The organism is Lacipirellula sp. (assembly GCF_965279485.1).
Lineage (GTDB): Bacteria > Planctomycetota > Planctomycetia > Pirellulales > Lacipirellulaceae > Lacipirellula.
The window spans coordinates 3,287,262-3,301,243 of the sequence record NZ_CBDIIC010000002.1 but is presented as its reverse complement, the minus strand read 5'-3'; the positions used below and the strand labels follow the sequence as shown (position 1 = coordinate 3,301,243).

Genomic DNA, 13,982 nt, shown 5'->3' with positions numbered 1-13,982 from the left:
GGCGATCAAATGGGGAATGGCGAATGCTGAATGGGGACGTGGTTCAGGTCAAGCCCGTGCCACTGCTGGCTGGCCCAGCAGTGGAGCCCGTGTACCAGCTTCGCACTGCTGGACGAGCCAGCAGTGGCACGGCATGTCATTCCCGCTGCACCGGACGCTTCTTCCGCCGGTCGCGCCAGCCGATGATCGCCAGGACCATGCAGCATACCAGACAGGCGAGGGCGAACCAGTCGCCCCAGGCGGCGAACGGACTCGGATACGCCGTGGTGCGGGGTGGCAGCGTCACGGTGGCCACCAGCGCCGCCGGCACGTCACGCTCCGTCGCGGCCAAGATCCGGCCCAGATGGTCGACATGGGCCGACAGGCCGCGATTGGCCGACACCACGAGCGGCGTCCGCATTTCGACCGCCCGGAAGACGCCGCTGGCCAGATGCATGTCGAGTTCGCTGGAACCCCAGTACCAAGCGTCGTTGGTGAGGTTCACCAGCACGTCGGGAGTTTTGCCAGCGACTGCTAGCTCGGCGACCTGCCGGCGGATGAGGTGGGGCAGCACCGTCTCGTAGCAGATGTTTGGCGAATAAACGACGCCCTCGATTTCGAGCGCCGTCGCCCCGACGCCCGGCTGAGCGCCGCCGGTGATCGGCGAGTAGTCGCGCAGGAACGGCAGCCAGCGGACGAACGGAATGTACTCTCCGAACGGCAGGAGGTGCATCTTGTCGTACGTGCCGACAAGCTGCCCTGCGCGATCGTACGCGGCCGACGAGTTGAACTGCTCGTAAGTGAACGGGAAGTTGAGTTCGTCGGTCCGCGGCGCGTTCTTCGCACGCGGCGCCCAAAAGACGCGATCGAGGCCGACGAGCACCGGCACGTTGAGCTCGCGCGTCAACTGACCGAGATACGTCGACGTGGCGCCGAACATCTCAGCGACCGACTGCGTCAGCATCTCCTGCGGCGGGCGGTAGTCGTTGTCGGAATGGTGATAGGTGCGGCGGAACATCGTCTCTGGCCAGACGATGAGGTCGACCTCTTCGTGCTCACGCACTGCTTGGCGGGAGAGTTCGGCCATTTGCTCCATCACCGCTTCGTCGCGTTCGGGGGTGCCTTTCCAGTCGGCGAGCATGTCGCTTTGGATAAGGGCGATGGCGGCGGTCTTGGCTTCGGCCGATGCAGAGTTTTGTTTGGTGATTTGGAATTCGCCGTAGAGGTAGGCGGCGATGAAGGCGAGCACGGCGGGGGCGATCGCTACGACAATTCGCCGGGGGGATTTTGGGGACCGAGGGGATGAACCCCTCGGCTCGCTGAGTTGGTAAGCGACATCGGCGATTGCGGCGGCGACCATCACGATGAGGAACGTGACACCGTACTCGCCTAGGATGTCTGCAATTTGAATGATCGGCGTGAACCGTATCTGCGTGTGGGCGAGCGACGCCATCAGGAAGCCGGTCATCAGCCGGGCGCGAATCCACTCGAGCCCCGTCCACGCGATCGGCGCCGCGAGCCAGAGCGGCACGCCGAGGCGGAACATCGCCACGCGGATCAACCCCACGATTAGCGGTAAGTAGGCGCCTAGATACCCCGCCAGCAAAAAGAGCCCGAAGATGTTCAGCTCGTGCGGCAGGCGAATCCACTGTACCGTCGCCATCCAATAGCAGGTGCCAGCAAGCCACAAGGCGCGGTAGGGACGCTTACCCGGCATCACCGGCAAACGGGCGACGTAGAACCAAGCGGCGGGGCCGATCCAAGCGAGCCAACTCCAACCGATCGGCGGATGGGCCAAATAGCAGAGCAGGGCGCCGAGCATGCCGAGCGCGAGCGTCGTCCAGCGACCAGCCGGCGCTACGGCAGCGTCAAGCTGCGGCTGCGAAGTGGTTTCAATCGGTGGCAGAGCGTCGGCCGTCATAGCCGCCAAGCTACGGGGAACGCGCAAGCTTGCCAATTCCACTTGGAGCAACGGGCGAGCGCCCCTCCTAGCCCCGGGCTCCGCCCGGGGGTCGCGCACCACCTCGTGGAGCGCCGTCCCTACTTTACACCCACCCCCCGGGCGGAGCCCGGGGCTAAACCCGTTGCAGCGTGAAGACCGTAATCTCCGGCCGCGCGTTGAACCTCACGCGAAAGCTGTAGCCCAACCCACGATTGATGTACATCCAGCGTCCCGGCGCCAGGTCGTACTCGCCCGCTGAGTAACGTTTGTTCGCCACGGGCGTGATCGGCGGCGGCAGGAACGGCGCCTTGCACTGGCCGCCGTGCGTGTGCCCAGCCAAGATCCAGCCTTGAAAACCATCCCACTGCGGTTGGTCGACGCCGTCGGGATTGTGGCAGAGCGCGAGCGCGGCGCGAGTGGTATCCAAATCTCGCAGCGCTCGCTCAGGCTGGAAGTGACGGCCCGCCCAGAACTCGTCAACACCCGCTACCTGCAGGTCGCCGACCATGGCGACTTCGTTTCGCAAGACGCGAACATCCATTTTCTCGAGGCCGCGGCAGAGGGCGTCGGCCACATAGTCTTGCCGCCAACGGCTTCCGTAGTCGTGATTGCCCAAGATCGCCAACCGTCCCCACGGCGCCGGCGGCAAGGCGCGGAGCGCGTCGAGCGTTTGAGCGACCGACTCGTCGCCGTGGCAGGTCATGAAGTCGCCCGTCACGATGATCGCATCGGGCCGCAGCTCGGCGATCCGCTCAAGCGACGAGATGATGTAGTCCTGATCGACCACGGGACCGACGTGCAGATCGCTCACCTGCACTAATCGCTTGCCAACCATCGACGGCGGCAGCCCGACGATTGGCAGCGGCCGCTCGACGACTTCGACCCAATGGGGCTCGACCCGCCAAGTGTAGAGGAACGTTGCGGCCGCGACGGCGCCCATCGTCTTCACCGAGCGCGCAAGAAACCGACGCCGTGACAGCGGGTCTGACGGTTGAGTCGAATGATCGGGCTCGAAGGTTGAACTCACGACGCGATTTCCCTGGCCAACGCTATCTCTCACTGAGGTTCACCATCGGCCCGCAGCGGAGAATTGAGTATAGTTGTTTGTTGCATATCGCCCCACCTGTCGCTTTGGGCACTTCCTTGCTTCTTGTTCATCTCAGCTTCGTGAAACGCTTATCGCTCCTTGCGGCGGCCTTGTGCGTTCTGCCGGCACTGCTCGGCTGCTGGGAGGAAATTAAGTACGAACCGGCCGCGACGCCCGTTCGCCAGGAAACGGCGGACAATTCTACGGCGGAACCACCGGCGAGTGCGGTTTCCCCCGCCCATGAGCCGGTTTTGCCGGCCGAACCGGCGGAAGTCGCGACCGCCGCCCCTGCCGACGCGGCTCCCGTAGAGCATTCCCCCGCCGAGGCTCCTCTCGTTGAAACCCCGCCACTCGATCTGGCGACCGAGACGCCGGTTGCGGCGCCTCCGGCGGCAGCCGCTCCAGAGGCCGCGACGACGCCGGTCGACGCCGCTAGCCAGCCCTCGCTCGAAGCCGGTGGTGCGCAGCCGCCCGCGGGCGAGGACGCCTCGTTCGACGAACTCTTCCCCAGCGAAACGCCCGCCCACGAAATGGCCCCGCCCGCCGAGTCTTCGGTTGCCGAAACGCCCACCGCCGCCGCTCCCGCAGCAACGCCAACCGAACGGCTCGCCGTCTGGCAGGCCGCCCAAAAGTGGAGCTTCGCCGCGGCGATGTACGCCAAGCAGCTTCCGGCCGAACGGTACGAAGCAACCCTCGCCGAAGCGGCCGCCGCGGCCGTGTCGGTCGGCGTCGAACTTCCGCCGCTGCCAAAGGCAGTAGACGGTGCGAGCCCCGAGCAAGCGGTCGTTGCGGCCCTGCAAGGCGAGCCAGCCGCGGCGGTAATCGCCTCGGCGACGGAGCGGTTCGGCCCCGCGGCCGGCGGACTCGCGAACGTGGCGATCCGCTCGAATCTGTTGCTGCTCAGCTACTCGCCCCGCCGCGGCGACACGGCGATCCAAGCTGGTGATTTCGCGGCAGCGGCCGAGGCTTCGGCACTGCCGGCGGAAGCGTGGCAGCCGCTGGTGACGCTCCTCGAAAGCGGTGGCGAGTACGTCGCCGTGCGGAGCGCGATCTTTGCGTTTCATCGACAGGTTGATGAATTGCTGTCGCAAGCGGCCGGCGGAACGTCGCCGTAATCGACGCCCAACGTCCGTTTGTAACGCCTGTAGGGTCGCGTGAGCTAAATTCCCCGCTGGGGACTTCCGCATCCCCCGTCGCCTTGTGGCATTCCGTTAAATGGGATGACCTACCCTTTGGATGTGCAATGCGTCGACGCCGCACCGTCGACTCCAGCGGAATTTCTCCGGCATCGCGCCCAGGTAGTTACAAGGTGACTGTCTCATGTCGCATTCAGGACGCAAGAAAACGTTCGTCGATCCCAAGGTGCAAGGCGCCCTTGTTCGTCGATTGGTGTTTCATTGGTGTGCGTTCATCGGCGTTGCGAGTCTCGTCGCGTTCTGCCTGCAAATCATGAGCAATCCGTTTCGCTCGTTTGAAGAGCATGCTCAGCAGGTGTGGTGGACGCACGGTCCGTTCTTGCTCGTGATGTTCTTCCTCCTGCCGGTCTTCATTCTCGACACGATCAAGCTGAGCCACCGCTTTGCCGGGCCGATCTACCGCCTGCGCAACACGATCCGCGGCTTGGCCAACGGCGAGGAGTTCCGCCCGCTGAAGTTTCGCGAAGTCGACTTCTGGCAAGGGCTGGCCGACGATTTCAACGCGATGGTCGCCCGGCTGAAGGGCGAGACGGTCGATCCGCCCGCGGCGAGTACGACCGCCGAAACCTCGGAGCCGACGCCCGTTACTGCGAGCTGACGAAACGCCGGCTTACCGCCGCGCTCCTTCTGGCTCCCTCCCCCTTGAGGGGAGGGCTGGGGAGGGGGTGGAACCCTGGTACCCGCTGCCGTCACCCCTCCCTAACCCTCCTCCTCAAGGGGAGGGGACCAGACGGGGACAATCAGTGACCTACAGTTGCACGACGGATTTCCGCATCGCCACTTACCCTACGGATTCCCCAATGCGACGGCGCCCCAGCCTCCATCATTGCCGTGATTCGCGTCGCGCCGTTGCGGCGAGCGAGTTGGCTGTTTGCTTGCCGATTCTCGTGTTGATGGTACTCGCGATGATCGAGTGCTGCACGATGATTTTCCTCAAGCAGTCGCTGACGGTCGCCGCGTACGAAGGGATCCGCACTGCCATCGAACCGGCGTCGACGACCGCGAACGTGCAGGCCGCATGCAACGCCGTCCTGACCGATCGGCGCGTCAAGGACGCCACCATCACGATCAATCCCGTGAGCTTTCAAGCGCTCGCCCGTGGGCAGTACATCACGGTCACCGTTTCGGCGCCGGCGGCGAAGAACTCGGTGATTCCGGGCAGCTTTTTCCGCGGCAAGACGCTCACTGGCACGGCCACGATGATGAAAGAGTTTTAGACCAATGACGCACTCCGCTATGCAACGCCTGAATAGTCGCCCTCGCTCAACTCAGCGCCGCGGCGGCATGTTGCCGTTGATCGCGATCTGCCTGCCGCTGTTCATCATCGCGGCCGCGTTCGCCGTCGACGTCGCCTACATGCAGTTGACGCGCACCGAGCTTCGCACAGCGACCGACGCCGCCGCTCGCGCCGGCGCCAAGACTCTGAGCATGTCGCAAGACCAGACCCAAGCGAAAGCCGCCGCCGTCGCCGCCGCCTTGAAGAACAAGGTCGCCGGCGTGGGCCTCAAGCTCACGAACGATCAGATCGAAATCGGCAAAGGCTCCCAATCGAGCAGCACGTCGCGATTCAAGTTTACGGCCGGCGGTGCACAACCGAACGCAGTCCGCGTCACTGGCCGTCGCACCACCTCCTCCGCCGCCGGCCCTGTCGGCCTGCTGCTCGGCCGTATGCTCGGCGTCTCCAATTTCCAGCCAGTTCATATCGCGGCGTCGACGCAACTCGACCGCGACATTTGCCTCGTCGTCGACCGCTCCGGCTCGATGATGTGGACGCTCAACGGTTCAACGGTCCCTGGCGGTAACGCCTGTAGCGTGCCGAACATGACCAAGAGCCGCTGGGGATCGTTGTACACGGCCGTCAATGCGTTCCTTGAGGAACTCGACGACACGCTCCAGGAAGAGCAGTGCGGTTTGGTCAGCTACTCGAGCAAAGACACTTCTTGCAGCTTTACCTGCAACGTCTCCGACATCAACGCGGATCTCGGGTTCAACTATCAGCCGATCCGCAACCAGATGAATACGCTGAGCAGTCGTGCCGTGAAGGGCAATACCGCCATCGGCTCGGGCATCGACAACGGCGTGAAGGTGCTCACCGGGACGAAGGTCCGGCCGTTCGCCGTGCGGACAATGGTGCTGATGACCGACGGTCTGCACAACTCGGGCGGCGATCCGGTCGTCGCAGCCCAAAAGGCGGCGCTGCAGAACATTACGATCAACACGGTGACATTCAGCAGCGAAGCCGACATTACCCGCATGCAGAAGGTCGCCGCAGCCACCGGCGGCAAACATTTCCACGCCGCCGACGCTGCCGCATTGGAAGCGATTTTCCGCGAGATCGCCTCAACGCTGCCGGTGATGTTGACGGAGTAGCCGCCGCCGGAGCGAGTTTAAGAAGAAGATAAAGAACTGAACGCGAAACGCCTCACCGCCATGCGTCACCCATCACGCAACTCGAAACTCGTCCCCCGCCGCACCGGCGCCGCCGCGGTTGAGTTCGCGATCGTTGCGCCGATCTTCTTTTTGCTCGTCGTTGCGAGCCTGGAATTCGGGCGCTTGAACATCATCCGCCATACGGCCGATCAAGCGGCATACGAAGCGGCCCGCCATGCCATGGTGCCGGGCGCTACCGCGGCCGAAGCAACCGCCAAGGCCACCTCGATGCTCAAGATCATCGGCGCCCGCGATGCGAAGATCAAAGTCGTCGGGCCCACGGACGACACGGTGACTGTGACCATCGACATCCCCATGCTGACAAACGGCTGGATCACGCCCAAGTTCACAAAGGCGACGACGATCCACGCGACGAGCACGCTGAAGACCGAACGCCCGATCGACTAACCTGTCGTCGCTTCCCGTAGCAGCCGCGGGTCAACGGCCCCGAACGAGCAGTTATCAAGCAGCGGTGAAGCGCCTTGATGCGAGAGTTACCACGTCAGCTGGCCAGTTCTCGCCGCACGAGGCGAGAACACGCTCTCTGTTGCTTGGGAGAACGCCAACGGCGTTACACAACAAAGCCCAGGGTCGCGCAGCGCACCCTGGGTTGAAGGGCCGCCCCAAGAGACAAAACCCCAACGGCGTTTCACAACGTTTGCCCGGTAGTGACGGCAGCTATGTAACCCCGTTGGGGTAAATGCGGTTGTTGTGCCCGATACCCAGGGTGCGCCGCCAGCGCGGCGACCCTGGGCTTCGATGTACAACGCCTTCGGCGTAACAGCCGCGGGTCGACGCCCCGCCGGAGCGGTGATCGCAGGCGCTGGGCAAGTTAAACGCCACGACGCCGGCGTGCCGCCGCCAAGCCTGCCGCAGCGACAAGCATCAGACCGCCCGTCGTCGGCTCCGGCACCGCGGCAATGGCGCCCGCGATGCTCTGCCCGAAATACCGCTGCCACTGCAGCAAATCATTGCCGTTGTAGGTCGTGCCGTAGCCCGTCTTCCACAACGCCAGATCGTCGGCGTCGACGTTCCAATCGCCGTCGAAGTCGCCCGGCAGCGTCACCTTCAATTTGACGGCCGTCTCTTCGTAATCGACGACCCACATGCGCCCGCTCGGCAGCGTTGGCATGTTGAGCGTCGAGAACGTGCCGCCGATCGTCGTCCCTTCGATGATCGAAAAGAAACTGCCGAGCGCTGGGGTGAAGATCCCGCCGCCGAGGTTGACGAGCGAGACGTTCAGCACGCCGTCGAGCGCAACGGTTCCATTAACCAATAGCCGATCATATTGCGTGCCAGCCGTCGTGCCGCCGACGTCGATGTTGACGGCGCCGTCGTGAGCATTCGCGAAGCGGCCGCGAATCGAGATCGTCCCCGTCGTTGAGCCATTGCCGGGAGCCACCACGCCGCCGCGATTCTCGACTTGCCCATCGATCGGCCCGCTGCCGGTGGCGATGCTGCCGCTGCCGCTGAGCGTGCCGCCCATGATTTCGACGTATTGAGCGTCGAGAGCGCCGCCGTCGAGCTGCACAGCGCCAAATTTCTCGACGTTGATGCCCGTAAACGTCGTGAGCTTCGCGCCGCTCTGGACGCGAACCGTCATCGCCCGCGCCGCGACGCCGGAGACGTTCATTTCGTACACCGTGGTCGACGCCGACAGGACGGCTTCTTGGTTGCCGCTGCCGACGTTGCGAACGTTCGCGATGCCCAGCGTCGTCGGAGCGGCCCCGCCGTTCCAGCTGCCGCCGGCTGCCCACGAAGCGCTGGCGGCCGTGGAGGACCAATTCTTGTCCGACGTTACCGCATCGCTAATGTAGACGCCGGCGCTCGACCCGCCGCCGCCCAGCGACGGGTTGGGGTCGATGATAATGTCACGCCCAGCGAAAACGTTCGTCCCGACAATGCCCGGCACGATGTTGCCTGGACTCGCGGGATTCGTGACGTCGAACACCAACACCGGGACGTTCGACAGCGTGACGCTGCCACCGGTCGCCAGCACAGTGAACTGATCGATGAAAAACCCAGGCACGGCGCCAGAGCCGCCGCCCGAACCGACGATCTCCAGCGTGAAGTCGGGCGTATCGGTCTGGATATCGATGCCGAGCTGCAACGCGGTGAGTTCGGACAACACCGTCACGCTGGCGCCGGTATCGAAGAAGAACTGCTGCGAATTGAGCGCCGCCCCGTTGTTCGCTGCATTGACGTTGAGGAAGTGCCCCCCTTGCACGATCGTGGGCGAGGAAGGGTTTTCATAGAAGTCGAGCTCGCCCCCGCCGATGCCGCCGAAGTTCAGCTGATAGAACGGCGTCGAAGGCGCTTCGCCTTGCAGGCTCATCGGCGCCTTGCGCGTGATGCCATGCGTTGCGCCCGATCCCAACGGCAGGAAATCGATCGCCGGGCTGCGCACCGTCTTGCCTTCCAAGTCGAACACCTGCGGCAAGCTATTGCGAATCCGCGTCGCGTACTGGCTGGCGAACGGAAGTCCGAGAATGTTCGGCAGCGGCGACTCGACCGGTAGCGTCGCCACTGAAGTGTTCGTCTGCCCTAACAAGTTGCCGGTGTTTATTGAAAGCGCCGCGCCGCCGCCCGTGCGGGTCTGCAGACCAGCGGCGTAGAGGCCAAGGGGATCGCTCACGCGCGCCTCGAGCAGGCCGGTGGCGCCGCCGATCTGGATGAACTCGGTCCCTTTGAATCCGTCTGGCTGGCCAGAGTAGGGGCCGTCGATATTGAACGCCGCGTCGGCCGCGGTCGTCAGTAGCGACACGGCGGCGCCCGTATCCAGCAGCGCCACGTCGAACCGCGGCGAGCCATTCTGACTGAGATAGTCGCCGCCGACCGAAGTTGAGGCGTGCGGGAAGAAGTCGATGTCGTCGACGAACTCGTCGGTCAGCGTGATGCCGACCATCGGCAAGAAGCCGTCGATCGGCACGCCGGTCGCGTTCGCGCGCGAGGCGGTGAACGCGACTGCAAAGCCAATGACCGCTAGCGTGCGGGCCAACGAGCCACGGAATCCTGACATGGTTGCCTTTCTCATCACGCCTCGCCCGCGATCAATGCCGGCGCGCGTCGTTCAGTTCCATCCCGTCCCGGGGAAAGCGCAGCGAGAAATTCCGTCCGCCCATGGCGGCGCGCCGCGAAAAGAGTCTCTCTGTCCGTCCCCAGCGTTTGCCCCTGCCGGCCCGGCACACCCTCAAGGCTAAACCCGTGGGGAGGGGGTGTCAACGAACGGGGCAAGATGGAAGCCGCCGGCATTGCCGACGGACGGAGCGAGAACCAAGTCAGCGACTGCCAGCAGTTCGTCCACCGGCAGAGCCAGTGGCTTTAGACCGTCGGCCGGCCGATGCTGAAGTACTTATACCCCCGGCGACGCATGCGGTCTGGCTCGTATAAGTTCCGGCCGTCGAAGATCACCGGCGATTTCAGCAGCTGGTACATCTCGGCGAAGTCGGGCGAGTGGTAATCCTTCCACTCGGTCATGATGCAGAGGGCGTCGGCGCCGTCGATGGCGTCCATCCGCATGTCGCAGTACTCCAGCTTATCGCCGTAGTCGGCCCGCACGTTGTTCATCGCTTCGGGATCGTGCACCCGCACCTTGGCGCCCTTTTCCAGTAGCCAGTCGATCAGCGTCAGCGCCGGGGCTTCGCGGATATCGTCGGTCCGCGGCTTGAACGCCAGGCCCCAGACGGCAATCGTCTTGCCGGCAAGTTCCCCGCCAAAGTGCTGCTCGATCTTCCCGGCGATGACCGACTTCTGCCGTTCGTTCACCGCGTCGACGGCCCGCAAGATCGTCGGCTCGAGGCCATGCTGCACGGCCATCGCTTCGAGCGCCCGGACGTCTTTGGGGAAGCAGCTGCCGCCGTAACCGACGCCCGGGAACAGGAACGCGAAGCCGATGCGGCTGTCGTGGCCGATGCCGCGGCGGACGTCGTTGATGTCGCCCCCCATCCGCTCGCACAGGTTGGCCATCTCGTTGATGAAGCTGATCTTCGTCGACAGCAGCGCGTTGGCGACGTACTTCGTCATCTCCGCACTCTCGGGCGACATCGAGAGGAACGGCTTTTCGGTCCGCAGGAATGGCTCGTAGAGTTGGTGCAGCGTGTCGGCCACTTCTTGCCGGCGGACGCCGACGACGACACGATCGGGCTTCATGAAGTCCTCGATCGCGGCGCCTTCCTTCAGGAACTCGGGGTTGCTCGCCACGTCGCAGTCGCGACCGGTGAACTCGCGGAGCATGCTGGTAATCCGCGCACAGGTGCCAACCGGCACGGTGCTTTTGGTCACGACGACCGCGTCGGTGCGGAGGTGGGGGGCGAGCGTTTCAACGACGCTCCACAGAGCTGAGAGGTTGGCCGCTCCGTCGGCGCCTTGCGGCGTGCCAACGGCGAGGTAAACAATCTCGGCGACCTTCACCGCCGCTGGCAAATCGGTCGTGAACTTCAGCCGCTTCGCCTCGACGTTGTGCTCCACCAACTCGGCGAGACCAGGCTCGTAGATCGGAATCTCGCCCCGGTTGAGGGCGTCGACTTTGGCCTTATTGATATCGACGCAAATGACTTCATTGCCGCTGTCGGCGAAGCATGTCCCCGTGACGAGGCCAACGTAACCTGTCCCAACGACGGCGATCTTCATTTGAATGCGATCCTGAGAACGAACCGAACGGGGCCGACGTCGGCTCCCGGTTCCGGCGGCGCCACGATATTGCGTTCGCACCGGAAAAGCTTACAGCATAGTCAGCGAACCGCGGATCGGGAACGGCGTTGCCAGCGGGAATGGGAGCAGGGCGAGCGAAATCGCGCAATGCGAGCCGCTGGGTTCATCCCTGCGGGAATTGACGGTGAGGCCGCCCCCAGCCATCACCACTCCGGCGGCTCGTTGAGCCGCGACTAATAGCCTGCTGTGCCGTAGAATGCGGCCGACTTCAGCCCCGTGCGGGATTCCACCAGGGCGACAATCGCATCAACCTCGGCATCGGTCAGCGGGGCGACGAAGCTTTCGGCCGGCCGGCGGGCCACGGTGTAAATCTGCACCAAGCTAAGCTGCCCCCCCGCTGAGGTAATCTCGTTGAGCCGGTCGCAAAAGGCGTCGAGCTCGGCCGGCGTCGGCGGTTCGCCTGCCACCCGCATAAAGAGCGACTGAATCACGAGCGGCCGCACTTGCGCCGCGACGGCGATGTTGTCCAAAATCTGCTGGAACGCGATCGGCGTCCGATCGACCAGCTTGAAGTACTCGGCCGTGCCGGCTTCGAGCTTCGCCCAGATCTCGCCGTTGTTGGCGTCGAGCGTCGCGAGCCCGCGCTGCACATGCGGGCGATGGAACATGCTCGCATTGGTGATGAGCACCATCTTCACGTCGTCGAGCCCGCGGACGCGTTTTACTTCCGCGCACGAGGCGATTAGCTCGTCGAAGTTCTTGTAGGTCGTCGGCTCGCCGTCGCCGGAGAAGGCCATGTCGTTGAGTCGGCGCAGTTCGAGCGGCGTATCGCGGAACTTCTCCGTCTCGTAGATCTCGCCCGAGGAAACGAAGTCGAGCATGTCGCCGAGTTCCGTCACCAGGGCGTCGAACTCGACGAACCGCGTCTCGCTCTGCCGCGTCCGATCGACCTGACAGTAGATGCAATCGAAGTTGCAGATCTTGTCTGGATTGAGATTCACCCCGATCGAAATCCCCCGCGACCGGCGACTAAGCACCGGGTAGACGAAGCGGTTTGAGTCGAACCGCCGCTCGTGTCGCGTGTGGAGTTGGTGGGATGGCATGGGAAGCAGAAATGGCGAATGGCGAATGGCGAATGGCGAATGGCGAATGGGGAATGGCGAATGGCGAATGGGGAATGGGGAATGGGGAATGGGGAATGGGGGCAAACATGGGTGGCATGCTCTCGCCCCCAAGGCGTGAGCATGCTGCAGCGCTCTGACGCGTCGCATGCAGCCACGCCCATTTGGCCGCGTGCCGCAGGCCGCGCGTCGGTCTCCATATCATACGACGAACGCCGTTGATCGGCGAACGGGCGATTTGTCCCCGCTCCGGCGGGTCGTTGACCCGCGGCTACTACGCCGAAGGCGTTGCATATCGAAGCCCAAGGTCGCCGCCCTAGCGGCGCACCCTGGGAATCAGTCGTCAGTAAGCGAGAGTTACCCCAACGGGGTTACATAACCGCCATTGGCGAGCGAACGTTGTGAAACCCCGTCGGGGTTTTGTTCTTGGGACGGGCCTGCAACCCAGGGTGCGCTGCGCGACCCTGGGCTTTGTTGTGGAACGCCGTTGGCGTTGGAGGCATGGCATGCTGCCGTTCTTACTGCACTCTTTGTGCTACTTTGCGGTCGTCGTGTCTTTGTGGTGAATCTTCTCTTGGTGGTGAGTCTTTGCCGCGCCGCTCCGGCGGGTCGTTGACCCGCGGCTACTTGCTGCGATAGCACTTCTGGCGGCTCGAAACTCCCCGCTCTCCCCAACTCCTTTCAACTTTGCCGAATATGCCGCCGATACCTATTGCACGAGCTGTTTGATCCAGCGACGCCCCGCGCGGCGCCACGGCTCGGAGGCTTCGTCAGATTGGGGGCGAAGCCGACAGGTCGACCGCTCTGCTGGTCGATCCCGCGACTCACAGGGGGGGAATTCGATGAAACAATGCATTGCATTGGTGGGGCTGCTATGCCTGTTGGCTAGCGGCTGCGCCTCGTCTGGGCTCACAGGCTGTGGCGATGGCTGCGGCGTGGCCTCGCACCGCCGCGCTCCGCGGCCGCTGATCACCCGTAGCGGTGCTCGGCCAACTGGCAAACTCTTTGACAAAGACACCGGCAACTGCCAACTCGCTGGCTGCGACGTCGCCTGCGGCGAAGCCTGCGGCGGCTGCGAAGGTTGCTGCAACGGCGGACCGTGCAGCATGCTGGCCGAACGGATTGCCGGCGGCGGTTGCGGCGCTGGCGGCTGCGGCCCAGGTGGATGCGGACAGGGTGGCTGCGGCCTCGCTGGCTGCGGAGCCAACGGCCTCTGCCCGCATGCGGGCGGCTATCCCGAGTACCCGACCTACAACCCTGGCCCTCCGACCGGCCAAACCGCGTACCCGTACTACACGACTCGCGGTCCGCGCGACTTCCTGATGGCCAATCCGCCGACGATCGGCCCGCAGTAAGCGAGACGAAAGACAGCTTAGCCCCCGGTCGCTGACCGGGGGCTGATCGGAACACGCGAGCACGGAAGCTCGCGATTCAGCCGCCCAGCGCGCAAGGAAGCGCGCCGGCGGCTGTTTTCATGCGCTCGTAATACGCATTCTTTTCGATGCGAACCTACTTCTAGCCCCGGGCTCCGCCCGGGGGTCGCGCACCATGCCGTGGTGCGTCGCCACTACTTCACG

At 64.2% G+C, this 13,982-nt stretch carries 11 protein-coding genes; 6 read left to right on the top strand and 5 right to left on the bottom strand.

What is annotated here, in order from left to right; all coding sequences use genetic code 11:
- Positions 1-136: 136 nt before the first annotated feature.
- Both lnt and ACQY7R_RS20810 read right to left on the bottom strand, forming a co-directional pair.
- A complete protein-coding gene (lnt, locus tag ACQY7R_RS20815; RefSeq protein WP_428307476.1) occupies positions 137-1,900 on the bottom strand; it encodes an apolipoprotein N-acyltransferase in 1,764 nt (587 codons plus the stop codon).
- A 154-nt stretch (positions 1,901-2,054) separates the two neighbouring features.
- Positions 2,055-2,948: a metallophosphoesterase gene (locus ACQY7R_RS20810; protein WP_428307475.1), complete on the bottom strand. Its 894-nt coding sequence runs from the start codon at positions 2,946-2,948 to the stop codon at positions 2,055-2,057.
- Between the two features lie 140 nt (positions 2,949-3,088).
- On the opposite strand from ACQY7R_RS20810, the gene ACQY7R_RS20805 reads away from it, so the two are divergent.
- From ACQY7R_RS20805 to ACQY7R_RS20785, 5 genes are all read left to right on the top strand, one after another.
- On the top strand, positions 3,089-4,123 hold the full coding sequence (locus ACQY7R_RS20805; RefSeq protein WP_428307474.1) for a hypothetical protein: 1,035 nt from the start codon (positions 3,089-3,091) through the stop codon (positions 4,121-4,123).
- Positions 4,124-4,328: 205 nt separating this feature from the next.
- The gene (locus tag ACQY7R_RS20800; RefSeq protein ID WP_152096841.1) at positions 4,329-4,802 is read left to right on the top strand and encodes a hypothetical protein; all 474 of its coding nucleotides are present in this window, start codon (positions 4,329-4,331) and stop codon (positions 4,800-4,802) included.
- Positions 4,803-5,004: 202 nt separating this feature from the next.
- Entirely contained in the window at positions 5,005-5,421 is a 417-nt protein-coding gene (locus tag ACQY7R_RS20795) for a TadE/TadG family type IV pilus assembly protein (RefSeq protein ID WP_428307473.1), read from the top strand.
- A 4-nt stretch (positions 5,422-5,425) separates the two neighbouring features.
- A complete protein-coding gene (locus tag ACQY7R_RS20790; protein WP_428307472.1) occupies positions 5,426-6,574 on the top strand; it encodes a VWA domain-containing protein in 1,149 nt (382 codons plus the stop codon).
- A 60-nt stretch (positions 6,575-6,634) separates the two neighbouring features.
- On the top strand, positions 6,635-7,042 hold the full coding sequence (locus ACQY7R_RS20785; protein ID WP_428307471.1) for a TadE family protein: 408 nt from the start codon (positions 6,635-6,637) through the stop codon (positions 7,040-7,042).
- Positions 7,043-7,466: 424 nt separating this feature from the next.
- Here the strand turns inward: ACQY7R_RS20785 and ACQY7R_RS20780 are convergent, their stop codons facing one another.
- The 3 genes from ACQY7R_RS20780 to ACQY7R_RS20770 all read right to left on the bottom strand — a co-directional run bounded on the left by ACQY7R_RS20780 (position 7,467) and on the right by ACQY7R_RS20770 (position 12,387).
- Complete coding sequence (locus tag ACQY7R_RS20780; protein ID WP_428307470.1) at positions 7,467-9,653, bottom strand: aspartyl protease family protein; 2,187 nt, start codon at positions 9,651-9,653, stop codon at positions 7,467-7,469.
- 302 nt (positions 9,654-9,955) lie between these two features.
- Positions 9,956-11,263 carry a UDP-glucose dehydrogenase family protein gene (locus ACQY7R_RS20775; protein WP_428307469.1) on the bottom strand — a complete coding sequence of 436 codons (1,308 nt, stop codon included), beginning with the start codon at positions 11,261-11,263 and terminating at the stop codon, positions 9,956-9,958.
- A 254-nt stretch (positions 11,264-11,517) separates the two neighbouring features.
- The gene (locus ACQY7R_RS20770; protein WP_428307468.1) at positions 11,518-12,387 is read right to left on the bottom strand and encodes a radical SAM protein; all 870 of its coding nucleotides are present in this window, start codon (positions 12,385-12,387) and stop codon (positions 11,518-11,520) included.
- Between the two features lie 860 nt (positions 12,388-13,247).
- Between ACQY7R_RS20770 and ACQY7R_RS20765 the strand changes: the two genes are divergently transcribed.
- Entirely contained in the window at positions 13,248-13,760 is a 513-nt protein-coding gene (locus tag ACQY7R_RS20765; RefSeq protein WP_428307467.1) for a hypothetical protein, read from the top strand.
- Positions 13,761-13,982 lie beyond the last annotated feature (222 nt).

Coding starts and splice junctions, on each gene's coding strand:
- lnt (WP_428307476.1), bottom strand. CDS start 1,900: ATGACGGCCGACGCTCTGCCACCGATTGAAACCACTTCGCAGCCGCAG.
- ACQY7R_RS20800 (WP_152096841.1), top strand. CDS start 4,329: ATGTCGCATTCAGGACGCAAGAAAACGTTCGTCGATCCCAAGGTGCAA.
- ACQY7R_RS20795 (WP_428307473.1), top strand. CDS start 5,005: ATGCGACGGCGCCCCAGCCTCCATCATTGCCGTGATTCGCGTCGCGCC.
- ACQY7R_RS20790 (WP_428307472.1), top strand. CDS start 5,426: ATGACGCACTCCGCTATGCAACGCCTGAATAGTCGCCCTCGCTCAACT.
- ACQY7R_RS20785 (WP_428307471.1), top strand. CDS start 6,635: ATGCGTCACCCATCACGCAACTCGAAACTCGTCCCCCGCCGCACCGGC.
- ACQY7R_RS20780 (WP_428307470.1), bottom strand. CDS start 9,653: ATGTCAGGATTCCGTGGCTCGTTGGCCCGCACGCTAGCGGTCATTGGC.
- ACQY7R_RS20775 (WP_428307469.1), bottom strand. CDS start 11,263: ATGAAGATCGCCGTCGTTGGGACAGGTTACGTTGGCCTCGTCACGGGG.
- ACQY7R_RS20770 (WP_428307468.1), bottom strand. CDS start 12,387: ATGCCATCCCACCAACTCCACACGCGACACGAGCGGCGGTTCGACTCA.
- ACQY7R_RS20765 (WP_428307467.1), top strand. CDS start 13,248: ATGAAACAATGCATTGCATTGGTGGGGCTGCTATGCCTGTTGGCTAGC.